The 23,003-nt window shown below is 62.8% G+C and carries 26 protein-coding genes; 17 read left to right on the forward strand and 9 right to left on the reverse strand.

The genetic code is table 11. From position 1 onward, the window contains the following. The 5 genes from ACH0BU_RS16570 to ACH0BU_RS16590 all read left to right on the forward strand — a co-directional run. On the forward strand, nucleotides 1-618 hold a 618-nt coding region (locus tag ACH0BU_RS16570), incomplete at its 5' end, for a Mu transposase domain-containing protein (RefSeq protein ID WP_500264352.1). Next, nucleotides 605-1,333 (forward strand): IS21-like element helper ATPase IstB, encoded by a 729-nt coding sequence (gene istB / locus ACH0BU_RS16575; protein ID WP_500264353.1) that lies wholly within the window; start codon nucleotides 605-607, stop codon nucleotides 1,331-1,333. The genes ACH0BU_RS16570 and istB, both read left to right, overlap by 14 nt. 429 nt (nucleotides 1,334-1,762) lie before the next feature. Continuing rightward, complete coding sequence (locus ACH0BU_RS16580) at nucleotides 1,763-3,112, forward strand: phenylacetate--CoA ligase family protein (RefSeq protein WP_156167179.1); 1,350 nt, start codon at nucleotides 1,763-1,765, stop codon at nucleotides 3,110-3,112. A 343-nt stretch (nucleotides 3,113-3,455) separates the two neighbouring features. After that, the gene (locus ACH0BU_RS16585; protein ID WP_082102757.1) at nucleotides 3,456-3,770 is read left to right on the forward strand and encodes a PilZ domain-containing protein; all 315 of its coding nucleotides are present in this window, start codon (nucleotides 3,456-3,458) and stop codon (nucleotides 3,768-3,770) included. 529 nt (nucleotides 3,771-4,299) lie between these two features. Then, a complete protein-coding gene (locus ACH0BU_RS16590; protein ID WP_156167177.1) occupies nucleotides 4,300-4,443 on the forward strand; it encodes a hypothetical protein in 144 nt (47 codons plus the stop codon). Nucleotides 4,444-4,544: 101 nt separating this feature from the next. Here ACH0BU_RS16590 and ACH0BU_RS16595 read toward each other — a convergent pair whose 3' ends face one another. Beyond that, nucleotides 4,545-5,123: a hypothetical protein gene (locus ACH0BU_RS16595; protein ID WP_156167175.1), complete on the reverse strand. Its 579-nt coding sequence runs from the start codon at nucleotides 5,121-5,123 to the stop codon at nucleotides 4,545-4,547. Here ACH0BU_RS16595 and ACH0BU_RS16600 point away from each other — a divergent pair. Beyond that, nucleotides 5,113-5,277 (forward strand): hypothetical protein, encoded by a 165-nt coding sequence (locus ACH0BU_RS16600; protein WP_156167173.1) that lies wholly within the window; start codon nucleotides 5,113-5,115, stop codon nucleotides 5,275-5,277. The two genes, ACH0BU_RS16595 and ACH0BU_RS16600, sit on opposite strands and share 11 nt — an antisense overlap. Before the next feature lie 175 nt (nucleotides 5,278-5,452). Continuing rightward, nucleotides 5,453-6,622: a cellulase family glycosylhydrolase gene (locus ACH0BU_RS16605; protein WP_082102755.1), complete on the forward strand. Its 1,170-nt coding sequence runs from the start codon at nucleotides 5,453-5,455 to the stop codon at nucleotides 6,620-6,622. Nucleotides 6,623-8,671: 2,049 nt separating this feature from the next. Here the strand turns inward: ACH0BU_RS16605 and ACH0BU_RS16610 are convergent. Both ACH0BU_RS16610 and ACH0BU_RS16615 read right to left on the reverse strand, forming a co-directional pair. After that, on the reverse strand, nucleotides 8,672-8,854 hold the full coding sequence (locus ACH0BU_RS16610) for a hypothetical protein (protein WP_500264354.1): 183 nt from the start codon (nucleotides 8,852-8,854) through the stop codon (nucleotides 8,672-8,674). Nucleotides 8,855-9,213: 359 nt separating this feature from the next. Beyond that, the gene (locus ACH0BU_RS16615) at nucleotides 9,214-9,702 is read right to left on the reverse strand and encodes a PEPxxWA-CTERM sorting domain-containing protein (RefSeq protein WP_500264355.1); all 489 of its coding nucleotides are present in this window, start codon (nucleotides 9,700-9,702) and stop codon (nucleotides 9,214-9,216) included. A 750-nt stretch (nucleotides 9,703-10,452) separates the two neighbouring features. Here ACH0BU_RS16615 and ACH0BU_RS16620 point away from each other — a divergent pair. From ACH0BU_RS16620 to ACH0BU_RS16635, 4 genes are all read left to right on the forward strand, one after another. Then, nucleotides 10,453-10,962: a Ros/MucR family transcriptional regulator gene (locus tag ACH0BU_RS16620; RefSeq protein ID WP_046408113.1), complete on the forward strand. Its 510-nt coding sequence runs from the start codon at nucleotides 10,453-10,455 to the stop codon at nucleotides 10,960-10,962. Nucleotides 10,963-11,336: 374 nt separating this feature from the next. After that, entirely contained in the window at nucleotides 11,337-11,555 is a 219-nt protein-coding gene (locus tag ACH0BU_RS16625; protein ID WP_156167169.1) for a hypothetical protein, read from the forward strand. A gap of 253 nt (nucleotides 11,556-11,808) precedes the next feature. Further along, complete coding sequence (locus ACH0BU_RS16630; protein WP_046408110.1) at nucleotides 11,809-12,132, forward strand: helix-turn-helix transcriptional regulator; 324 nt, start codon at nucleotides 11,809-11,811, stop codon at nucleotides 12,130-12,132. Continuing rightward, nucleotides 12,132-13,391 carry a type II toxin-antitoxin system HipA family toxin gene (locus ACH0BU_RS16635; protein WP_082102754.1) on the forward strand — a complete coding sequence of 420 codons (1,260 nt, stop codon included), beginning with the start codon at nucleotides 12,132-12,134 and terminating at the stop codon, nucleotides 13,389-13,391. Before ACH0BU_RS16630 ends, ACH0BU_RS16635 begins: the two co-directional genes overlap by 1 nt. A gap of 366 nt (nucleotides 13,392-13,757) precedes the next feature. On the opposite strand, the gene ACH0BU_RS16640 is transcribed toward ACH0BU_RS16635, so the two are convergent. Both ACH0BU_RS16640 and ACH0BU_RS16645 read right to left on the reverse strand, forming a co-directional pair. Next, nucleotides 13,758-13,958, reverse strand: coding sequence for a helix-hairpin-helix domain-containing protein (locus ACH0BU_RS16640; protein WP_500264356.1), 201 nt, complete (start codon nucleotides 13,956-13,958; stop codon nucleotides 13,758-13,760). Continuing rightward, nucleotides 13,955-14,449 carry a nucleoside deaminase gene (locus ACH0BU_RS16645; RefSeq protein WP_500264360.1) on the reverse strand — a complete coding sequence of 165 codons (495 nt, stop codon included), beginning with the start codon at nucleotides 14,447-14,449 and terminating at the stop codon, nucleotides 13,955-13,957. The genes ACH0BU_RS16640 and ACH0BU_RS16645 overlap by 4 nt, the downstream gene beginning before the upstream one ends. Nucleotides 14,450-14,720: 271 nt before the next feature. Between ACH0BU_RS16645 and ACH0BU_RS16650 the strand changes: the two genes are divergently transcribed. The 3 genes from ACH0BU_RS16650 (at nucleotide 14,721) to ACH0BU_RS16660 (ending at nucleotide 16,559) form a co-directional block, all read left to right on the forward strand. Beyond that, entirely contained in the window at nucleotides 14,721-15,527 is an 807-nt protein-coding gene (locus ACH0BU_RS16650) for a hypothetical protein (RefSeq protein ID WP_046408103.1), read from the forward strand. Between the two features lie 78 nt (nucleotides 15,528-15,605). Beyond that, nucleotides 15,606-15,782 carry a hypothetical protein gene (locus tag ACH0BU_RS16655; protein ID WP_156167167.1) on the forward strand — a complete coding sequence of 59 codons (177 nt, stop codon included), beginning with the start codon at nucleotides 15,606-15,608 and terminating at the stop codon, nucleotides 15,780-15,782. Nucleotides 15,783-15,794: 12 nt separating this feature from the next. Next, nucleotides 15,795-16,559 carry a hypothetical protein gene (locus ACH0BU_RS16660; RefSeq protein WP_046408102.1) on the forward strand — a complete coding sequence of 255 codons (765 nt, stop codon included), beginning with the start codon at nucleotides 15,795-15,797 and terminating at the stop codon, nucleotides 16,557-16,559. Nucleotides 16,560-16,629: 70 nt separating this feature from the next. On the opposite strand, the gene ACH0BU_RS16665 is transcribed toward ACH0BU_RS16660, so the two are convergent. The 3 genes from ACH0BU_RS16665 to ACH0BU_RS16675 form a co-directional block, all read right to left on the reverse strand. Beyond that, nucleotides 16,630-17,097, reverse strand: coding sequence for a DUF6508 domain-containing protein (locus tag ACH0BU_RS16665; RefSeq protein ID WP_500264357.1), 468 nt, complete (start codon nucleotides 17,095-17,097; stop codon nucleotides 16,630-16,632). Nucleotides 17,098-17,328: 231 nt separating this feature from the next. Further along, nucleotides 17,329-17,898: a DUF3617 domain-containing protein gene (locus ACH0BU_RS16670; RefSeq protein ID WP_197075413.1), complete on the reverse strand. Its 570-nt coding sequence runs from the start codon at nucleotides 17,896-17,898 to the stop codon at nucleotides 17,329-17,331. Between the two features lie 128 nt (nucleotides 17,899-18,026). Continuing rightward, a complete protein-coding gene (locus ACH0BU_RS16675) occupies nucleotides 18,027-18,488 on the reverse strand; it encodes a hypothetical protein (protein ID WP_046408164.1) in 462 nt (153 codons plus the stop codon). 383 nt (nucleotides 18,489-18,871) lie between these two features. On the opposite strand from ACH0BU_RS16675, the gene ACH0BU_RS16680 reads away from it, so the two are divergent. The 3 genes from ACH0BU_RS16680 to ACH0BU_RS16690 all read left to right on the forward strand — a co-directional run bounded on the left by ACH0BU_RS16680 (nucleotide 18,872) and on the right by ACH0BU_RS16690 (nucleotide 22,159). After that, complete coding sequence (locus tag ACH0BU_RS16680) at nucleotides 18,872-19,114, forward strand: hypothetical protein (protein WP_046408100.1); 243 nt, start codon at nucleotides 18,872-18,874, stop codon at nucleotides 19,112-19,114. 174 nt (nucleotides 19,115-19,288) lie between these two features. After that, a complete protein-coding gene (locus ACH0BU_RS16685) occupies nucleotides 19,289-21,370 on the forward strand; it encodes a TonB-dependent receptor domain-containing protein (protein WP_500264358.1) in 2,082 nt (693 codons plus the stop codon). Nucleotides 21,371-21,562: 192 nt separating this feature from the next. Beyond that, entirely contained in the window at nucleotides 21,563-22,159 is a 597-nt protein-coding gene (locus ACH0BU_RS16690) for a hypothetical protein (RefSeq protein ID WP_500264359.1), read from the forward strand. A gap of 144 nt (nucleotides 22,160-22,303) precedes the next feature. Here the strand turns inward: ACH0BU_RS16690 and ACH0BU_RS16695 are convergent, their stop codons facing one another. Further along, a complete protein-coding gene (locus tag ACH0BU_RS16695) occupies nucleotides 22,304-22,924 on the reverse strand; it encodes a DUF6118 family protein (protein ID WP_500264361.1) in 621 nt (206 codons plus the stop codon). Nucleotides 22,925-23,003: the final 79 nt, after the last annotated feature.

Here is a 23,003-nt window from a genome sequence, read left to right on the forward strand (position 1 = left end):
GCCGAACGGGCGGTGCTCCAGCCTGTTGTCGCGCCCTTCGACGGCTTCCACGAGAGCGAGCATGCGGTAAGCGGCACATGCCTCATCAGCTTCGACCGCAACCGCTACTCCGTTTCTGCCAGGGTGGTGCGACGCGCGGTGCAGGTTCGCGCCTATGCCGACCGCATCGTCGTGCGCTGCGATGGTGAAGTCGTCGCCGACCATCCCCGGTTCTTTGGCCGCGACCGGACCATCTACGACCCGTGGCATTATCTGCCGGTGCTGGCGACCAAGCCGGGTGCCCTGCGCAACGGCGCACCGTTCCAGGGCTGGGAGCTGCCGCCGGCGCTGTCACGACTGCGGCGCAAGCTCGGCGCTGGCGACGACGCCGACCGGCGGTTCGTGCGGGTGCTGGCAGCGGTGCTCGACGACGGACTGGAGGCGGTGGAAGCGGCCGTGCGCGAAGCATTGCTGGCCGGCGTCGCCAGCGACGACGTCATCGTCAACATCCTGGCCCGCCGACGCGAGCCGCCCCGGCCGCTGACCATCATCACGCCGGAGGACCTGGCGCTGCGCCATCCGCCCCGCGCTGACTGCAACCGCTATGACAGCCTGCGAGGCCTCCATGCAGCGGCATGAGATGATGACGGCCATGGCCGAACTGGGGCTGAAGGGCATGGCTGGTGCCTTCGACGAGGCCGTCACCACCGGTCTCCAGCGCAAGCGCACGACCATGGAGGTTCTGACCGACCTGCTGCGTGCCGAAGCGACGCACCGCCATGCAGCGTCGGTCCGCTACCGGATGTCAGCCGCCAGGTTGCCAGCGGTGAAGGACCTCGACGCCTTCGTCTTCGACGACACTCCCATTAACGAGGGGCTGGTGCGCTCGCTGTACAGCGGCTCGTTTCTTCCCGGCCGGCGCAACCTCGTGCTGGTCGGTGGGACGGGCACCGGCAAGACGCACCTCGCCACCGCCATCACCGCCAATGTGGTACGGGCCGGCGCCCGCGGGCGCTACTTCAACACGGTGGACCTGGTGAACCGGCTCGAGGAGGAAACGCGCCTCGGCAAGGCCGGCACGTTGGCGGCCCAGCTCTCGCGTCTCGACCTCGTGGTGCTCGACGAGCTTGGCTACCTGCCGTTTGCCCGCTCGGGCGGTCAGCTGCTCTTCCACCTCGTCAGCAAGCTCTATGAGCAGACCTCCGTCATCGTCACCACGAATCTGGCCTTCGGTGAGTGGCCGACCGTCTTTGGCGACCCCAAGATGACCACCGCACTGCTCGACCGCATTACCCACCATTGCGACATCGTCGAGACCGGCAACGACAGCTGGCGCTTCAAGCACCGCAGCTGACGCCCCGGGGCACCCGACGGAAAACGCTTCGCGCTGGTTGCGCCTCCGGTCGGGCTACGCCCGCCCTACGCCGCAACCAGCGCGAACGGTGCGCCGCTCATACCCGTCACGCTGCTCGACAAGGGGGGTCCCTTTTGCACGCCGATAGGGGGTCCTTTTTGGAAGCCGATTGACAGACGGGTAGCAGGGCAGCATCGTACAGGCAGCGGTTTGCGTTCGACTGGCAGCACTAATATCGGGGATGCATGATGAAGGCAAAATGCGCTTGGTAAAGAGCCAGCCGCTCCCTAAGGAAGGTGGCCTGCCCGCGTTCCGCTAAATTCCAGGCTGCACCAGCCGTTTATAGCGACGTCCCCCTAATCACTCTGGGTCGCTGCACCCGCCAGGGGCACATCAGGCGCGAGGCCACATGCATCGAAGAGGGCGGAAATGATTCTCTGGAAACTTGCGCAGGCAATCAAAAGGCGCCGAGACACTCTCAAGCTCACGCCAGAGGCAAGGGATATTCGCAATCTAGCCCGCTTCAGGGAGCTTGTCGCTTTCGTCCAGGAAACGTCGCCTTGGTATCGCCGTGTCATAGATCAGAACCGCATTGATCCTGCGAGGTGCCGACCAGAGGATTTTCCTGTTTTGACATCGGCGATGCTTAGAGAAAATTTCGACGAAATTGTCACAGATCGTGCCATTACAAGTAAGGGCCTTGATTCTTTCGTCAGAGATTCTCCATCTTCCAAGGATTTGTACTTAGGACGATACAATGTTGTCCTATCATCGGGCTCAACCGGCATTCCCGGCATCTACGTTCACACGACCGATGAAGTGATCAATGGAATGAGCTATGGTGCGCTGCACCGGCAAATCAAACCATGGACGCGTACGTCGTTTCTAGGCCCGCTCGATACTCATGACATGGGCGCGGCAGTGATGGGCTTGATGGATGATTGGCCCCAAAGACTGCTTTTCAACACGCGCAATTTTGACATCTCCGCCCCTTGGCCGGAAGTTATTGCTGGACTGAATAAGCATCAGCCAAAGATCATAAGCGCATACAAACATTATCTAATGGCTTTGGCGGACGAAGCGCGCGCCGGACGATTGAATATCAGACCAGTCCTTCTTGAGTCCGGGGGCGAACCGCTATTTCCTCAGGAGCGTGAAATATTGAGATCAACGTTTCAATGTGAGATCGCAAATTCATACGGATCGTCCGAAGTTAATCTTATGGGCGTTGCACTCAACGACTGGGAAGGCATCTACCTCTTCGAAGACGATTTGATCTTCGAGCTCGGCTCTGAATCGACCTGCGTCACCAACCTGTTCAACAAGACTATGCCGCTGATACGGTACCGTTTTGATGACATCCTGGTCCCCGTCAATGTACAAAACCCGAGAATGCCTTTTAGGGTCGTCTCGGAATCGATCGGGCGATCTCAAGAATTGATCACATTTGACACCGGCAATGGGGACGAGCGCAAGTTCCGTACGGTATTCTTTGATGATGGTGTTGACCTCAGTGGTGTAAAACGTATTCAGTTCGAAAAGAGAGACTTTGAGACTCTTGCCGTGCACGTCACCTTAGTGGAAAGCTCTGAACTGTTAAATTTGAGCGGTGATATATGCAGCACGAACAAACTCGATAAAATAAGGTCTTCGATTCGGCAGCATCTAGATGATAACGGTCTAGATAATGTAAGATTGGAAGTTTTTGAAGCGATTGAAGGTGATCGGCCGGAAGCTAGGATTGTCAAGGATGGTAAGAAGGAAAAGCTGGTCCGTTGACAACGCCCGCCGCGGCTTGGCACCCTTGGCGCCAGCGGCTGCTCTGGTACAACTACGCTGGTGCAGGGGTTGTTTATCCCATTACGTCACTTGGTCGACATTGATCGCCAGCGCCTCGCTGGTAAACGCGTGGACTAACGTCAGCCTTCTTAACCATCGGCCGTCGAACAACGCTTCCGAGGCGGAGCCCATCGACCACATCTCGTTTGCAACAGATGCTGCAGGTGCCGTACGCGGCTGGAGGCAGACCAACCGAGGATAAGTCGATCAACCTGGAACTATAAACCAGCCAGAATTTGCGCCGTTAACCATTCCAGCATTTGCCCGTGCTAAACAGCATAAAATGACCGATGCAAGCAAGAACCGCTCGTTCATGATTGAACGAGTACCACCTAGGCGGCCGATGCTGCGCAGTGTTACGGTAAGCGGCCCCACAGTGATGCGCTGTCGAGGTTGTGCAACGGACATCTCTGAAGCGGGGTGCCGCATCTCCGTTTCGACAAACATCTACACCGGAGCGTTTTTGGAGGTGGTGTTCACCCCTTCGATAATCGCGCAAGGATGGGTGGCATGGTCACGGAACGGAGTGATCGGCATCAATTTCGCCGTGCCTATGTCGGGCAAGGCCGTCGCGCAGCTATCAGACATCGAAATCTAGGCAATCTTCAGATATCTTCCAAAGCGCCTATGCTGGGCGTAGCGGGCACGGTAACTAGGCTCACCGATAGCGAAACAGCGAGAACGCTGAACGCGGTGACAGCAGATCCGTCATCACGCGAAAGATGCCCGGCAACAACGCCGCGCGCACACACGAACCGGGGCACGATTGGTGCGTCATGCGGCGTCGTACCCTTATCGCCGCGCATCAGTCAGCGATCAACGCTCCCGGTCGGGCACCTTTACGTCGATCCCCGCGCCCTTTAGTGATTCAGCCAGCTTCACTGTGCCCACCCCTCCGGTACGCTGATTTACCAATCTTTTCCGGCTGCGTCATCGTCAGTATGCTCCTGCCACGGCCCGGGTTGACGTGACGGGACGACACTGCCTCACGGTCTTATAAATCATTCTGCTTTTTGTGGGACTGGAGACACAGAACGGCGCGGCTCATGAACGTCAACGTCAACAAGCTTCCGGAACGCGGACGCCGCAAACATTCGATCAACTCCGACAAATACTAGCATCTGCGCATGATTGATCGAGTGCAGCACGACGGCGCGAACCAGATGGCGGTCACCGAGACGCGGGCCGGTGGACGGGTGCCCGTCGGGATCGTGCCAGTCGTCATCGTAACAGCACTCGGCGATATCGCCGACACGCCAGAACTCATCTGATGCGTATGGCAAATACTGTCTAGGCAGCGCCCGACGGCGTGTGAAAGGCCAAAACATCGGCCGTGCTCCTTCCGCTGCGTTTGATAGACGTCCGCCATTTATCAAACGCGCCTTGGGTCATGGAGTTTCGGTTCTGCCGCGACAGGGCTCAGACTGCCTTCATGCGGACCATGGGTAGAACGATCATGCAACGCCACATCGGATGGATTGAAGATGGTGGCATCTTCGGCGATCCGGGTCCGATCACCATCACCGAGGGTCAGGTCACCACCGGCACGATCCATCCGCGGCATCGAGGTCACGCAGGTCGGGATCGTGCGAAAATTGCCACCACGGGCGCACTGGTTGCCCGTGCTGCTGACTTTGCCGCTGCCGCTGCCGGTCGACAACCACCTGGTGAGCCCGCCGGCGACCACGCCGCGATCCGCGGCCGACGAGCCTGCGCCAACAGCGGCTGCCATCGTGGCGCTCGACTTGATCACCGGCCATACCAGGATTGTCTCGCTGAGGATCGAAGCGAAGCCGGCCGGGATCGAGGCGCGGGCTACTTTGCCGGACAGCATCGTCACCGCGCCAGTTGTAGCGCTTGCGCCCGCGTTGCCGATCGTCACCCCGGCCATCGCCGCGAGCAGTGTCGTACACAGGCCTACAATCGTGGAACGAGGGCCGGTGGCGATCACCCCGGCACTGCTTGACAGCGGCAGCGTGGTTCGCGCGGGCGCGGTGTCACAGACGCTGCCCGGCCTCGCCTCGACGGCGGTGGTCCGCGCTCAGACTGTGACATCAACCCGCGAAGAGACTATCAAAGACGAAACCCGCTTTATCCGCTTCTGATTGAAGCGGTTCCTGCAAGGGCAGATATGCGCCGCCTGAGCGAATGATCTACGATGACGCGTTCGAAGCACCCCGAGATGCCTTCCGCATGCTCGACATAGTGAGCTTTGACACCGAAGTTGCCTGGTCGGCACCACCCGAAGAGTGACAGAACAGCCCGGAAAGGATCAAGCGCATGACTGTATCCCGACGCGAGTTTGTGTCTGCCGTATCGACCATCACGCTTGTTCTGGCGGAGCGATGGGGCATCGGAGCCGAGGCCGAAACAATCAAGCCCCCTGCTCTCGGGCCGGCAGCGCCAGAACATCAGGCGCCGGCCGAAGATAGCGGCCCAGCGCTCGAAGCTCCCCCCGTGGCGGCGCGAGACGTCAAGCCACTCGCCCCGTTCAACAATGGCAGGCCGGCGGATGGCGCGGCGTGGTTCGGCGCATCGCTTGGCAAGGGGATCAAGGGACAGGGCTGGCCCAACCGCGCCAAAGATTTGCAGCCGATGATCGACCTTGGCATGCGGGCCATTCGCCTGCCGCTTAAGCGGGACTTCTGCTTCGAGGCTGACGGGTCGATCAACACTTGGGTGCTGGACAACCTGATTAGCGCGGCCAGATATTGCATCGGCAAGGGCGTGGCGTTCGTTATTGACGACCACAAGTACAGCCCATTCACGAATCCAGATATCGCACGCTTCTGGACTGCCTTCGCGCCTGCGATCGAGAAAGGGATTGGTGGACCAAACCCGTTATTCGGCATCGAGCTACAGAACGAGCCGGCCAAGGGTGCAAAGGACTGGGACGTGTGGGCGCCGTCTTTGGCAGCAACCATAGTCCTTATCCGCAATGCCGGTTACAAAGGTTATATCTTCGCCGGTTGGGGCGATTGGAACAACGCTCGGCAGACCGTCCGCGCGATGGCGGAGGTGCGGAAGATTGGCGGGATGAAGGCGCTTGATCCGCTGAAGCGTACGATCTTTACCATGCACGATTATTGGGGCAAACACAGCGACCCGGCGAGGACCGGCAACGATCAGTCGCCCTATGTTGATGGCGAGATCGACATTGCCAAGCGATATGGCCCTGCGATCGACGCGCTCCGTGCCATCGGCGCTACGGCAGTCATGGGCGAGATCGGCGGCGGCATCACGCCACAAGGTCCAATGCCAGCTTACGAGGGTAAGGGCAAAGACGGCAAGCAGCTGCAGCAAGAATATTTCGCCTTTGCCAAGGCCAATCGCGACGTGCTGCTCGGCTCGTGGTTCTGGGCTGGTGGGAGGATGGGTGAGACGTACCGGCATAAGGTTGCGGCCGGCAATGAGCATACCCGGTCGCTGCAGCAAGGGCTGTGGTCGTAATGGCTGAAGACCTGGCGGATCGCGGCGCCCTGTGAGGCTGTATCTTGGCGGATGAAAGCCCCGGCGAGCGGAGTTAAATACGCTCGCCGGGCAGGTTCTTGCGTCGCGACTCGCTTGGGTCGCACAATCAACCTCGCTCAACCCCGATCGATTTGCATCCTCCAAATGCGGGCGCTTGCCTTTTCTCCGGAGAAATCGATGGACGAAGTAATCCTTGCGGCTCGAGCCGTCGCAGCGGGATCCACGCCCGTGACCAGTCGAGGAGCGTTCCGCCTCGCACTGCCGGCACCGGCGGTACTGAGCTCACCGGCGTCGCCCCGCCCGCCTCGATTGTGAGTGCCGCGCGCCCTGACGATGCGCTGCTCGACAAAGCCGACCCTGCCATTGCGACGGATGCGATGCTGTTCGATCGCCAGCCTGATCTTCCTCCCGCCCTATAGTCCCGACTTCAGCCCGACCGAGCAGGCCATCGCCCAGGCAACACCTACCATCTTGACGGTCAGCGCGTGCGCGTTGGCGACCGGATCACGCCGGTGCAGGCAGACGACGTGTTCGCCGCAGTGCTGAAGAGAGACCGCGCCCGTCCAGTGCGGGTATTGCCCGCACGCACCGACAACACCGGCGCAATGGCTTCGCTCGCCTGCAACATCGAGATAGGGCTGCGTGTGGGGCTACCAGGGCAAAAGAAGGGGCTGCCAGTCCAGCGGCGTTCGCAGACCGGAAGCGCACCGGCGGGCGGGTTTCAAACGGGCTCGTGCGCCGATGGGCGGTTGAGGCGGCGCTCTATCAGTCCGGCTTTACTGCGTTGGAGCGCACACGTCGGTAAGATAAAGGAGTAACGCCCCTGCCCCGCTGGCGATCCTCACGGCAGCTGTCGTGTTGCTGATCCTCGGGCGATCGCGCTTCCCCCCCCCCTGCGGCGTGCTCTCGGCCCAACACCTCGCCGAGTAGGCCGTCTTCCTCGATCGGTGGAAAGCTGCTGCCGAAGAGTACGATCGCGGCATGCTCGCCGAGCGAGCGGCGACTACCAACCAGGTCAAATGCGACGACGCGTTCCGGAACAGCCATGAGGAATTGGTCGATGCGGCTCGTGATGCGGACAATAGGGCTGGCGCGGGCCCTGCTGTCTGCAGCGCGCTTGAGCACATGCGCTAGCAGCAAGCCGCGGGCCGTAGTAGTGACGCCGCCCGCTGAGCGGCTGACGTACAAAGCCGAGCCATTGGTACCGATTGAGGTCACCGACAGGAGTACAGCAAATACATGATTGCGCTTGCGGGTTGCTCGACAAGATTGCCGCTTCGATGTTGATCGGCTGTCGATATGGGCAGCGAGGACATTTGACAACTAGCTGGGCGCAATCTGACCCACCGCATCATCACCTCGACTCGTCGCAGATTGGGGAACCTGCAGGTATGATCTAGGTTTGGCCGCTTATTCATTTCTGAATCGAACCAAATGTACCCAGAACTTGTGTATTTCGACGGTGCGCACTTCGCGCATATCGCGGCGCGCGACGAGCACTTCCGCATCGAGCGGATCCGTGCCACCTCCCAGCTAGCCTGGAAGCGCGGAGGGAGCTGCAGCCTGCAGTCGGTGCCGAATGCCCGACCGGCAGGCCGAGCCAGCCGCTTGGTACGGCATCTCTACCTCGTACCCTGAAGTCGGAGAGGTTCCCGGACACGCCCTGCCCATATCCTGCGCGAGGCTGGCGGTGAGTGGAACCGAGTTGGCATGCCTAAAGCTTTCCGCACAAGGCGCCGGTTGAGCGGATTTACAAGGTGGCCGACAAGCCGGCGCTGCCGCGCGAAAATGAGGAGCGCTGACTATCGGCGCCGATCGGAGAGGCGATGCAACTGGTAGCTCCTATCCCGCTAGCTGATACGAACGGGTGGCCAAACGAAATTGCCCGGCGGCAAAGGGGTAACCGCCGGGCAGTTTGAGTTCGCGGAAGACGACTGCCGGGGCGGGCCGCTACCTTCAGCACTAAATAAACTAATCAGACTGGCATAATATCCGCGATCAGCGTCAAAATCTGAAGCGCCAACGAGATTAACCGTGGGCAGAATTCCTGACACACACATCCTCATCTGACAGACTGGTGCGTATAATGCGGGCGATCGCTGATTGGTGCGCGGCATAGGAGGATCGTGGCGGCGCCGACAGCGCAGCAATCTCACGTGCGAAAAGGCTGACACGTTCATTCAGCAGCCGCACGGCGTCGTCTTCGGTCATGATGAGAAGCATCCTCTCCTGACGCGCTCCTGGCAATCGTCAGCGAGCGCGGTCGATTTTAAACCGACTTCTTCGATCGCCTCCTACTGCTCACCCGTGGCGCGAGGGTGAGCCTGCTAGATCAATCGTACTCTAAGATCGAGAGCTATTCGATTGGGCTAACCATCGAACGTACTTTGCCTCTTCTTGGTAGCGGTATGAAAGGCGCGGAGTACGCGTTATTCAGCGCTAGTGCCCCAGCGCTATTCGGCCGATACCCGCAGGCTGGCGGTTGGCGCTTGAACTAGAGGCACGCGAACTACCCCGCCAGTCGCAGGAAGCCGGATCGCTGTACGAGTCTATCTACCGGCCCCGATCCGTCAGGCAGCTTGCGCGTGCGGCATCTTTGCTTTCTTCCGGCGCATGGCATGGCCAACAAAGCCGAAACCTACGAGCATCAGCGCCCAAGTGCCTGGCTCGGGAACCGCGGTGACCACATCGCCGAAAAACACGATGTGCGACAGGTCCAACGCGTTTTTGCGAAAGGGGATGTCAAAGGTATCCCAACTGCCGCTGCTGGCCGGTTTGTCCAATTGGTATAGCACAAAGGAATTGGACGCCTTCACCGCTATGAAGTCGACGAGGTAACCATCGAGTGTCCAAGTGCCCGATGACGTTCCTGAACCTGTGAGCGATCCGATAGACCTGAAGTTATTGTCATCAGTCGAACCCAGAGGATTAAGGCTTATGCTTCGATCGGCAGTGACCAATGCATTGTACAGGTTCTGAGCGGTAACGTAGCTATTGGCATTTCCGCCGCTGTTCGAATTGATATTACCCTTGAACAGGCAGCCGGCAGAGTCACTCACTGACGCGCAAGCTCCACGGACTATCGTTGATGCTGTCGCTGGAGCAGTGCCAAGCGCTAGACCGGCAATCAATGCGAAGGCGAATCGTTTCACAGCCACGTCCCGAAAGTTAATAAGAATGTGCTAACTAGATTTCGGGGAAAGAGCTTGAGGAACGCGGAGGTACGAGTCCCGAAACGGCACGAGCCTCGTCGCTGAGGGGGCATGGCGGAAGCACGTCACGTTAATCGCCCGCTTCCACGCAGTCATTCCACGAACAGTGCCGCCATCCGACGATGGTCACCGGCGTACTCAATCACAAACAGGCAAATTCACTCAGTGCCCGTAACGCTTGATACCTCTACGACGCAGCTGGAGACGGCGGCGACGCTGCCAAGTCCGCGCACCGATCGGCAGACCGACAATCAGAATTAATGCGATCAAACCGTAGGCAACTATCTTTTCCATGACCAGTTTGATCCTCTCTGCATACTCTTTGGCAGCTCACTCATATTAAACGCTATTAACCGTGTTTTTGCAACTTTTTGTTGGGGATCCTATAATTGCTGTTCGTGTGTAAGGCTGGTCAGCGCGGCGCGACGACGACGCCTAACACGCTGGCGTCTGGAAACACCGCAGCGACGCTCATTCGACGCGGAAGCGCTCGACCAGGAGGCTACCGGTATTGCGCTGAATGGTGACGGAGCCGACACCGCCGCCTCTGTAGACCGACAACGTATCAAAACCAGTACCCCTTTTTTCGGAGTAATTATGAGCGACGACATCGATAACGTGACTCTAGCGACCGAACTCACCATCGCCTGGCTGAGCAATCCCAATACCCGTACCACCGTCGACGATGTGCCGGCATTCCTTGCCTCGATGCACGCGGCTGTTTCTGGGCTTAGTGGAGCGTCTGCGGAACCCATAGCTCAAGAAGCCTCTCGGAAGTATGTGCCGGCCGTTTCGGCGCGCAAGTCTTTGGCATCTAAGGAATACATTATATCGATGATAGACGGAAAACCCTACAAGACGCTGCGCCGGCACTTGTCGAGTTGCGGGCTCACCCCGGATCAGTACCGTCAGCGCTACAATCTCAGGCCTGATTACCCGATGGTCGCGGAAAATTATTCGGAAGCCCGCCGCGAGGCGGCAAAGAAGATCGGGCTCGGCCGCAAAGCGGGACATACGGTCGAGCACGCCATTGATGTTGCAGTTAAGACGACGCGCAAGGGCGGCAAGGCCGCACTCGCGGCTGCCCGTGAGGCACTAGGTTCGTAAAGCTGAATGACAAGCCGGGCGGATCGGCTGGCGAGTGCGGGCGAGATGCGGCATGACTATGCGCAATCTCGATGACCTCTGCCAGCAGATCCGCTCGGCCGCCTTTCGGACCATCATGCCCCCTTGTTACGTCACAACCGGCGATAACCGCCGTGCCGATTTCTCTTCTCGCGCTTACCATATCACAGGGCACGCTTTGCTGTGATCTTGATTACGCCCCTGCGAGCCCGGCTCATAGGCGTGCAGGAGAGATGGAGCGCAGCAGGCTGTCGACATGCATACGGATCGACGTACCTTGAGAATTGGCACCCATCACCCGTCCGTATCATTGCCGCCAGTGGCAGTAGCGCCTATGTTGACCCGTGGAGGTCCGCTTGCGCGTGAACACTGCGAAGTCGATCAAGACCGCCTATGTCGTCCGGGCCCGCTTCGGCAGCTGGAAGGCCGCCAAGGACGCGGCGAGCTTTGAAAGCGGAAAGTTCGTCGTCCGCAGCGCTGCGGACGGCCGACACGCCGCCAATAACACCGAGGCCGAGCCGGTAGCCTATGTCAAGCCGGGCGATGCTCAACGTCGTGATGGTGGGTGTCGGTAGCATGATGAACTCCATGCGTGCGCCGTCATGCCGCGCCGCTGATGCGGTCGGCTGACGGACGCAGATGCTGGGGAATGACCGGCCATGGCCGGTGGTGAAGAAGGCGCTTACCGAGGGTTCAGCCGGCGACTGCCGACCTTCCATCTTTCAGATCCTTCACTTCACCAAAATAACCATAGGCGATCGGCACCGTATGTAGCATATTAGTTTCATTCCGTTTGATATGTTGCATATATGAGGCATACTACCGAGAATGACAGCTCACTCTCGTTACGCCGAACAGGCATTGAACCTAATGGCCAACACCATCCGCATGGCGCGAACGGAGCAGCGCATCTCGCAGGCTGATCTTGCCGCACGTGCCGGCATCTCGCGCGCCTTGCTCGGCCGGGTGGAGCGGGGCGAACCAGGCTGTGCGATCGGGACGGTGTTCGAGCTGGCCGCGATCCTGAAGGTGCCGTTGTTCGGCTTCGAGGAGAACGGGCTGGCGCAGGAGGCGCATCGCGTAGCCGACCGGCTTGCGCTGCTGCCCGGGGCCGTCCACAACCGTCGTGCGGCGGTGGACGACGATTTCTGATGGCGAATCAGGCCGCAGATCAGGCCTATGTCTGGGTCTGGCTGCCCGAACGCATCGAGCCGGTGGTCGCCGGCCGCATCTTCCGCGATCGCCAGCGGCTCCTGTTCAACTACGGCCGCAGCTACCTCGCGCGGGACGACGCGATCCCGCTCTTCCTGCCCGAACTCCCGCTCGTCACAGGCGTGATCACGCCGCTGCCCGGCCTCTCGATGCCCAGCAGCCTGCGCGACGCCGCACCCGACGCTTGGGGACGCCGCGTCATTCTCAACCGGCTGCTCGGGCGGCAGGCGCGGGACGGCGACGTCGATCGAATCGATGAGCTCAGCTATCTGCTCGAAAGCGGTTCGGACCGCACCGGCGCGCTGGATTTCCAGGCCTCGCCGACCGACTATGTCGCGCGATCCTCGACCGCCGCGACGCTGGAGGAGCTGATCCGCTCTGCCGAGCGGGTGGAGGCCGGAGTGCCGCTGACCCCAGACCTCGATCTGGCGCTGCACCACGGCAGCTCGTTGGGCGGCGCGCGGCCCAAGGCGTTCCTGACCGACGGCACGACCAAATATGTCGCCAAGTTCCCGGCGATCGGCGACGTGCAGGACGTGGTGAAGGCGGAGTTCGTCGCCATGCGGCTCGCCGGCGAGATCGGGCTGGATGTCGCTCCGGTGCGGCTGGTGCGCGCGCAGGGCAAGGATGTGCTGCTGGTCGAACGCTTCGACCGGATTGCAACCGAAGGAGATTGGACGCGCCGCGCAATGGTGTCGGCGCTGACCCTGCTCGAACTCGACGAGCTGATGGCCCGCTATGCCAGCTACGAGGTTCTGGCGGAGATCGTCCGGCACCGCTTCGCCGCGCCTCGCGAGACGCTGCATGAGCTGTTCGGTCGGCTGGTGTTTAACATCCTGTGCGGCAACACCGACGATCATGCCCGCAACCATTCGGCCTTCTGGGACGGACAAGCGCTGACGCTGACCCCGGCCTATGACATCTGCCCGCAGGCGCGGGCGGGCGGCGAGGCCAGTCAGGCCATGCTGATCCGGGGCAATCGGCGCGACAGCCACCTTGCGCTGTGCGTCGATGCCGCTGGCGTCTTCCTGCTCGATCGCGCGCAGGCGGACGCGATCATCGACCGGCAGATCGCGGTCATCGCGGCGCGCTATGACGCGGTCTGCGACGAGGCCGGACTGTCAGTGGTCGATCGCGACCTGATGCGCGGGCGCCAGTTCCTCAACCCGTTCGCGCTGCAGGACTATCGCGAAGCGTAAAGGGCCGCCCACGCCCGCCACGAGGGCGGCGAAGCCGCGACCCCCGCGATAGCGCTGGCACCCGCGTGAGCGGTGCCACACTCGGCGCGCAGCGACGATCCAAGCGCCTCGCCAGAGGCGCCGCATACAATTCGCGGCGCACCTGCAGGGTGCGTCAAGTTGTATGTATTGCGCCTGTCTTCTCTGGGCGAAGGTTGCTTGCGCAAGTTCTTCGCCGAACGATCCATCAGCCATGAGATTTGACGGGGGAGCCCCGCAGCTTTCAGCCCCGCTCGCCGGCGATGCGGGTGCTGCACAAGCCAGTCGATGACAGGACCGTCGTCACGACGTTTCTGGCGATCGCCCCGCTGTGATAGCAGTTGAAGGTTAGCCTTCACCGACGCTGAGCGCGGCACGGCTGCCATCGACCTTTCCCGCCAGGCCCGGCACCTCCTCTAGCTGACGCAGATCGGTGAAACGCCCTCGTTCGCCGCGGTAGCGGACGATCTCGAACCCGTGACCTTGCAAGCCCGGAACTGCATCCAGTTCATCGGCGCTGGCGGTGTTCACGTTGACGACATCGCTCATAGGTTGGCCTGCTCCTCCTCGGGTAGATCGGCAGCGGGACCGTAGTAGAGTTCGGCGCACTCCTCGCGCAGGCACCCGCCTTCGATCTCGATATCGTCGCGATAAGCATCGCCGATGAACGACAGTGTATCGACGTGCCTGGCCTCGAAATACATGGCGTGAACGTCGTCGCGCCCTGCACCGTAGACCACGCGGCCGACCTTGGACCAGATCGATGCCATCGTGCACATCCCGCACGGTTGCAGCGTCGAGTAGAGCGTCGCACCGCGCAACTCCAGTTCGCCGGTGCCCTCGCAGGCTCGACGGATCGCCATCATCTCGGCATGCGCGGTGGCGTCGGGCAGCTCTTGGGTCTGGTTGCGTTCCGCCGCGATCACCTTGCCATCCAGGACGATCACGCACCCGAGGGGAGAGGTGGACGGGTCCGAGCCCTTCGAGCGGGCGACGTCGATCGCCATCCGCATCCACTTCTCGTCGTCACCAGCACACATCGGCGTCCCTCCCCCGTTCAGGTGGGTCAACGCCTCAGCCGTGCTTTTGGGGCGATCGTCTTACCGACAGCCTCGCTGCTCAGGTTCAGCGTGACCATCGTGTCACAACCGACCTGTCGAGGCCGTCCCGCCAGGTGTAGCGTGACCAATAAATCGCCCCGATGACGCGCAGACGCCGCTATGTCTGCGAGCGGCTACAGCTATGGCTCGCGCGACAGGGAACTGCCATGCCGCAAACCATATCGTTCACGCGCGAACAGGAAGACGCTTCATGCTGCTGACACCAATCCTGCTCGCCTCGGTCGCCGCACAGGCCGGGGAAGCCGCCCCGCCTGCTGCGGCCAATGCTCCCACCGTTGAGCAGCGCATGGCGCAGGCATCGGCGATCGGCGCCATGCTTCATGCCTTCGATCGCGCAGCCTGGGTGAGCAGCGACGCGCTGACCGCCGCGATCGCAAAGGACCGGCTGGGCGCGCTGGGCGGCTATGTGGTCGAAGCGGCCGATCCGCAGATCCTGCGCGTCACTTATTATCGCGGCACGGCGGCCGAAGCGCGGGCGTTCTTCGTGGCGGACGTGCGCGACGGCAAGGTCGTCCGGCAGGACGTGCTCGCCACCCCCGTGGCCCTGACGGACGCCCAGATGGTGCTGGCCCGCGCACGCGAGATCGCGGCGCGGCACGCGGCGGAGCGGGCGTACAAGCCGTGTACGCCCTTGCCCTTCAACACCGTGGTGCTGCCGCCCCGCGGTGCCAGACCCGTGGCGGTATACCTCCTGTCGGCCCGGCAGGATGCCGACAGCTATCCGGTGGGCGGCCATTACCGGGTGATCGTCGGCCCGGACGGCACCGTGGTGACATCGCGCCCCTATAGCGTCGGCTGCCTCAACATCACACGGCCCAAACTTCCCGCGGGCGCGACGCCGGTCGGGGTGACAGTGAACCACCTGCTCGACCCGGCGCCGACCGAGATCCACGTCTTCACCTCCTACAGCATGCGCATGCCGGTGCTGGTTTCCACCCGCGAGGGGCGCATGTGGAAGGTGGAAGGAGCGAGGATCACGCCGTTCGATCCCAAGTGAATGCCGTGAAACCATGCACGGCGACGCGCGCATTGCCGCGGGTGACCGGACCGCTTATGTTGCTCCTCGGAGGCCCGCATGCGCGTCAACACCGAGAAGTCGATCGAGACCGCCAATATCGTCCGCGCTCGCTTCGGCAGTTGGAAGGCGGCCAAGGATGCGGCGACCTTTGAGGGCGGGAAGTTCGTGGTGCGCAGCGCCGTGGATGGCCGATACGCCGTGAACGACGCCGAGGCCGCGACCAAGACGGCCTAGACCGCCGTCCACGTGAGCTTCAGCTACACCCTGTTCCTGGCGCTGCTGCTGCTAGCACCGGGTCTCGGATTATGGGCTGGCCTGCGCGCCGGCGAACGTTCCGACCTCATTTCGCAGGCGCCCGAGAAGCCGGGATCGACCTTCAGCCTGCTGGTTATCGTCTTCGGCGCGCTGCTGGGGCATATCCTGCTGTCCGCGCTGTTCGTAGTGCAGGCGGGGCTGTGCCGGTGGAGCGGCCAGTGCCTGGCGCTCGCCTTCGATCCCAACGTCTATCGCGTCATCCTGACCAACGGCCGCTCGGCCGGCGTGCCAGGGGATGGCGCATTCCTCGCCTGGTTCGTGGCGCTGCTGCTGCCGGCGCTGATCGTCGCACTGGTCGCCTATCGTGCGAGCGGCTGGCGCTGGGTGCGCGACCTGCGCGAGGCGGCGAGCTTCGGCTGGCTCAAGCACTGGGTCGATCTGGCGCGCCCAGCGAACAGCTTCATCATCGCCTATGTCGTCACCACGCTCGAGCATGAGGGAGCCAACGTCGCATACGAAGGGATCGTCGAGAATATCGCGCTCGATGACAATCGCGCGATCCGCATGCTGGTGCTGAGTAACTGCGACCGGTTCCTCGTGCGCATCTCCGCCGACAAGGTCGAGCGGATCGATGCCGCGCACGCCCCGATCCCGCTGATCCAACTGGAAGCGGAGAATTTCGTCAACGTCGCACTGGAAGTGTTTGAGGACGTCGAAGCGATCGCGGAGTCGGACGGAACGGAACCTGACGTATAGACGTGCCGACAAACCTACATGTTGACACATCTGACAAGCGACCTGTGACGTATCACAATCGCCGCCAGCGTCACTGCTCCCGGGTGAACGTCCCGGCTGCGCCCTCACGCGCCAGCACGGCAAGCCGCTCCAGGATGCGGATCAGCAGCCCCTGGTCGAACGCGGTGGCAAGCATCCCCTCGTTGCAGCGATCACCGCGGATCAGCGTGATCAGCAAATGCGCGATCTTGTCGGTGCTGGCCCCGGCCAGCGCATTGGCATCGCCTCGCAAGCTCTTGTAGGCTGGTCCGGACGCCCAGCCCGACCAGTCGATCTCCGGCCGGACCCAATGCCCCTGATAAGCGGCGGTCACGAATGCCTCTCCGTCCGGCGACAACGCGAAAAAGGACATCTGCATCACCCCGTCGCGCGTCTCCCCACCCTGCCACGTTCCGAAGCTGAAGCCGGGAGCCGCAAACCGCCGGACCAGTGGCAGAAGCGGGGTCGGGTCCGGGGCCGGCAGGCGATGCGGCGCGGCATCGTCGGCGGGCTGCGGCATCAACTCGCGCGTGGGTGACGCCGGGGGATGCGGGCGCCGGTTGGCCCGCAAACGCCGAACGAGCCGATCGAGGAACGAAGAACGGTACATGAACGATTTGCCGATCCGCTGGTCGCCACGATCGTACAGGATGCGGCGACCTCCGCCTGGTGTCCACCGATCGATGGACGCCCTGGAACAGATCGCCCCGGCCGGGCTGCCTATCTCCATGCCGCGCGGGACTGCGCCGCCTCAGCTTGTCGCGGTGGGTGCCTTGGTGTCGCCGGCCTTCAGGTCGCCCGGTTGGCACTCGCCCAGCCGCTTGCCGTTCATCTTGAGATGCGACTTGCTCGTCATCCCGCCCGGCAGGCCGGTGACGGTGGTGTGCGATTCCGAGGCGATCTCGGTTGCGCTGAACGTGCCGCTGTTCGTTCCCTCGACCTTGATGTCGCCCATGGTGCAACGCATCTTCGCGTCGATCTTGCCGCCCGCCATGGTGAAGCTGTCATAGACGCAGTTCTTCTGCATCGGCGATGCCCCGCCCAGGATGCCCTGCGGATTGTTCACCTGCTCCTCGGTCAAGCAGACCTTGGTGCTGCTGGCGGGAACCTTCGGCATTTGGGGCAGGTTGCCCGATCCACCGCTGGTCTCGCTGCTGACCTGCTCTATCCGCATTTCCCACTGGCCGGGCTGGAGCTTGGCGGTCTGCGCCTTGGCGACATCCTCCAGCGATGCATTGGTCATGGAAACGCTGTCCTCGCCCTTGCCGCAGGCGGCGAGCAGCACACAGGCGGCGAGCGGAACAAGCATCGTCGAGCGCATGAAGAAACTCCCCTTTGTTGTCTCGTTCGGCATAACACGCATCAAGGGGATAAAGTGCATCGCTCGGCGGCAGCTCCGATAATCTTAGGGCCGCGCGAACATGTCGACACGCATACAGATCGACGCCTCTAGCGATAGATGCCGAGGAAAAGATCCCCCAGCGCACGGCGGCGAAACAAGGTGGCCCAGCGGCGGCGACGGTGCTCGGGGCGGTCGTGCGCCAGGTGGCAGCGCTGGCATAGCGCCGCCAGGTTACGCTGATGGTTGTTGCCGGGATCATGGTCGAGGTGCGCGCTGGCCAGCACGACACGGGTGGACGGCAGCGCCGGCTCGCCGGCCAGCTCCGCGAGGCGCAGCTGCCGCGGCATGCGCTCCGGGGAAACCAGCCCGCGCACGCGCCGCCCGCGATCGTCGCGCCAGCAGCGCCGCTCCTCGTCATACCAGCGCCCGTCGCCGAGATGCCGCACCCGTGCGCCATGCGGCCGCCCGCAATGCTCGCACCGCCCCTTGGCACGCTGGAAGCGGACGAAGTGCGAGAGCTCGCGCCAGTCGATCGGATACAGCCAGCGATGGTCGGGGCGGATCGGCATGGCCATGATTCTGAGTCAATCGGCGGCAGAACGAAAGAGGAAAATCATTTGCCACGCAGAACATCGTGCGCGGGCTTCGGCCGCGCGGCGAGCAGCCACGCCGATCCGTTGCCTTCTGAAATGTTTCTTGTGTTACTCGGGTAATTGGCCGAACAGGCACCGCCGGCACCTAGTAACAGCTTGGGTCGATCGTGAGCGCTGCGCCTGTTTCGAGCTCCCTTTGAAGAGCGCGGCGCTCACAACGGGGCCGCTGCGGACGAAGCACCGCACGCTTCCCTAAGGCTCTGTGATATAGTTCACATCGACCCGACACACCCACGAAACGGATCGACATTGGTCGTGCGTTGATCCATTGCGGCGCCTCATTTTTGGAAAGGCCTTCCATGATCTCCAAGTACCTCGCAGCAGTCGCTGCCACTGCTCTCGTCGCGGCTCCGGTTGCAGCTGCTCCTGCCAACTCCGCGTCGTCGCTCTCGGTCACCAAGTCGGCTCGTGTGGCTTCCACCTCCGCGAAGGCGGACAAGGCAGCTGGCGGCGGCGTCATCATCGCCGTTCTCGCCGCTGCCGCGGTCATCGCCGGCATCGTCGTGATCGCTGACAGCGACGACGACGCGGACAGCAACTAAGACTCATTGGTATCGTCCGCGTCACAACGAGGGCGGTACCAGATGATTGAGCGCATCGACGCTCGCAAAGGGGGCTGCGGCCCCCTTTGTTGTTTTAGATCTCGTTACCTCGCCGGCATTGAGCGTAATGATATCTTGTGACATAACCCCTCGCTGTTCCGGGGAAGGGCTTATATGATCACGGAAACCATTCTGCTGACGGGTGCGGCGACGACGATGGCGCTGGGCACGCTGGCGGCGCTGCCCGCGCACGCACAGGCCGACACAGCGCGCACCGATGGCGCGCATCGCGCCGACGACATCCTCGTCACCGCATCGCCGCTGCGCCAGCGCGCCGACGAGACGGTGACGCCGGTGGTGACACTGACCGGCGACGAGCTGGTGCATCGCCGCACCGCCACCCTGGGTGAGACGCTAGCGGGGCAACCGGGCGTCAATTTCGACAATTTCGGAGGTGGCGCCAGCCGTCCGGTGATCCGCGGCCAGACGGCGCCGCGCGTGCAGATCCTGTCCGACGCATCGGAAATCGCCGACGCCTCGCGCGTCTCGCCCGACCATGCGGTGGTCACCGAGCCGCTGCTGCTGCGCGGGATCGAGGTCCTGCGTGGCCCCGCAACGCTGCTGTATGGTGGCGGCGCGATTGGCGGCGCGGTCAATCTGCTCGATTCCAAGATCCCCACCGCCATCCCGGTGAACGGGATCGAGGGCGTGGCGGAAGGCCGGCTCGGCACCGCTGACGACGAACGCTCGCTCGTCGGGGGGATCACCGCGGGCGCGGGCAATTTCGCGCTGCGCGTCGAGGGCGTTCACCGCGAGAGCGACGATTACCGCGTGCCCTCTGCCTTTGGCGAGGATCGCGTGCATGGCTCGTACAACGACACCTCCACCGTCTCCGTAGGCGGCGCCTGGGTCGGCCCGCGCGGCTATCTCGGCGTCGCCTACACCGACCAGCGCAGCAATTACGGCCTGCCCGGGCACAGCCACGATTACGAGGATTGCCACCCGCACGGCTCCAGCCTGCATTGCGGCGGGCATGACCATTCGCACGATCATGACCATGGGCACGATCACGACCATGGCCATGACCATGACGAGGAGCATGAGGTCCCCTTCGTGCGGCTGCGCAGCGAGCGGTTCGACATCCGCAGCGATTACGAGGATCCGCTGCCCGGCTTCGAGCGTGTCCGCTTCCGCATGTCGTTCACCGATTACATGCACGAGGAAATCGATCACGGCGAAGTCGCCACCACCTTCCGGAACAAGGCCAACGACATCCGTTTCGAGCTCGCGCACAAGCCGCTGTTCGGCCTGCGCGGCGTGTTCGGCGTGCAGCATGCCGAAAGCCGCTTCAGCGCGACGGGCGTCGAAGCCTATCTGCCGTCGAGCGAGACGCGCAACACCGGGCTGTTCATCCACGAAACCTATCAGGCCGGCCCCGTCCGCCTCGAGCTGGCGGCGCGGCAGGAATGGCAGTCGATCGAGCTAACGCCCGACCGGCGCGTCGAGCACGATCCTTTCTCGATATCCGGCGCGGCGATCTGGGAAACGGATGATGGTTATTCCGCCGCTTTGTCCGTCGCCCGATCGCAGCGTGCACCGACCGCGCAGGAATTGTTCGCGCGCGGCGTCCACCTCGCCACCAACACCTATGAACTGGGCACGGCGACGCTGGGCAAGGAAACGGCGCATTCGATCGACGCCACCTTCCGCAAGACGACCGGCAACACCCACTTCACGCTGGGCATTTATCACCAGGATTTCGACGGCTATGTCTTCGCCGACACGATCGACCGGTTCGAGGATTTTCGGCTGATCCGCTATGTCGCGCGTAACGCCAGCTTCACCGGCATTGACGGCGAGATCCACCAGCGCTTCTCGCCCGATTTCGGCGCAGCGATCTTCGGCGATTATGTGCGCGCCAAGCTGAAGGATGGGGAGGGCGACCTGCCGCGCATCCCGGCCGGGCGGCTCGGCGTGCGCGGCGATGCCGACATCGCCGGCTTCGTCGCCAACGCCGAATATTTCCGCGTGTTCGAGCAGGATCGCGTGGCCACGTTCGAGACACGCACGCCGGGCTATGACATGCTCAACGCGACGCTGAGCTATCGAGTGCCGCTGGGCGAGCGCAGTGCCGAGCTCTATGTGCGCGGCACCAACCTCACCAACTCGCTGGCGTTCAACCATGCCTCCTTCATCAAGGACGAATCGCCGCTGCGCGGGCGCAATTTCGTCTTCGGGCTGCGCACGGCCTTCTGATGACGAAAACGACGGGGGACGCGGCGCCGAACGCCGCGTCCTCGCTGTTCCGCCACATCGAGGCGCTGCACGGCGACCGGCCCTGGGGCGCGATGCTCGACGCCGGCACGGGATCGGGCTCGATCGGGGATCCAGTCGCTCGAGACGACGCGCTGGACCGCCGTCACCGGCGCGGAAGGCCATGCCCGGCAGGTGCGCGACCTGTCGGAGGCCAGACGCCGGCCTGACGATCGTATCGTGCTCGGCAATTGGGCCGACCCGGCGCTGCTCGCCGGCGAGCGCTACGATACGGTGCTGGCGGATTATCTCGTGGGCGCGATCGACGGCTTCGCACCCTATTTCCAGGAACGCCTGTTCGCGCGGCTGCGTCCGCTAACGGGCGGGCGGCTCTATGTGGTCGGGGTGGATCCCTACGTGCCCGCGGACGAACCCACAGAGGCGCCGGCGCGTATCGTATGGCGAATCGGGCGACTGCGCGATTCCTGCCTGCTGCTCGCCGGCGAGCGCCCATACCGTGAATATCCTGCCGAATGGGTGATCGACAATCTGCGCCGCTCGGGCTTCGAGCCGATCGCGGCAGAGCGCTTCCCGATCCGCTTCGGCGCACGCTTCGTGGAGGCGCAGATCGCGATGTGCGCCCCGCGCATTATCCGGCTCGCAGACCGCACGCTCGCCGCGGCGCTGGAGGCACACGCCGCGATGCTGCGGACAGAAGCGCTGGCGCTGATCGAGGCGGAAGGCGCGCTGGCGTCAGGCGCGGACTATGTGATCGCAGCGGAACCGCGCTGATCTCAAGGCTTACCAGCACGCGTAGCGTCTGGCAGCTGCGCTCAGCAGCCATGATGATCGTCGTTGCATCTGACTGCAAGCTTGTGATGCAAGCCAAGCCCCACCTGAACGGCTAGGGTGATGTGATCCTGGTAGCTGGCGCTCTCATCTCCCAACCTTTATCGTGCATGCCACAGCAGTGTCGGCCTTCACCGCGCGCTTCTGACACGCCTCGAACGCCTTCCGATTTGCGGTAACGATCCGATCTCCCGCCGCGATACTGGCGAAAGCGTCAGGCGCGCTGGTCCGCATGAGACGCTGACCGCCTTCCCACATCGGCAGGTCGAGCGAGCGGGCCGCCATCTTCTCCGGCCATTGCCAGCTCGCGGGCACGGCGCGCGCGACAATGCCAGCGAACACCGCCCATAGGATCATGCCGACCACGATCCCGCCGATCGCGGTCCACATCAGCCAGCGGTTCTGCTCGTCACCACGCCGCGCCGATACGACATAACCGTGAAGCTGGCGGGTCACGTCCTCCAGGCCGGTGCGCGCCGTAGCGATCGTCTGCCGGTCTTCCTGGCGCACCGTGCTCGCCGCCGCGGTAATCCGTCCCGCCAACTGTTCGGGCGTCATCGCCAGCATAGGGCTTTTGACCAGCATATCGACGCGCTGCGCGGTGGCGGTGATGTTGTTAGCGATGACGCCCAGCGTCTCGGAATAGTCGGGCGGCTCGGTCACCTCCATGCGCTCGGCCGTCAGACGTTCGACGGCGCGGCGCATCAGCGGTAAGCGTGGCGTGAGGGCCGCCTTGCCCGTTTGGCCGTAGCCGGGATGCTTATCGTCTTTGACGAGGGCGCGGGCG

This window comes from Sphingomonas olei (assembly GCF_045369765.1).
Lineage (GTDB): Bacteria > Pseudomonadota > Alphaproteobacteria > Sphingomonadales > Sphingomonadaceae > Sphingomonas > Sphingomonas panaciterrae.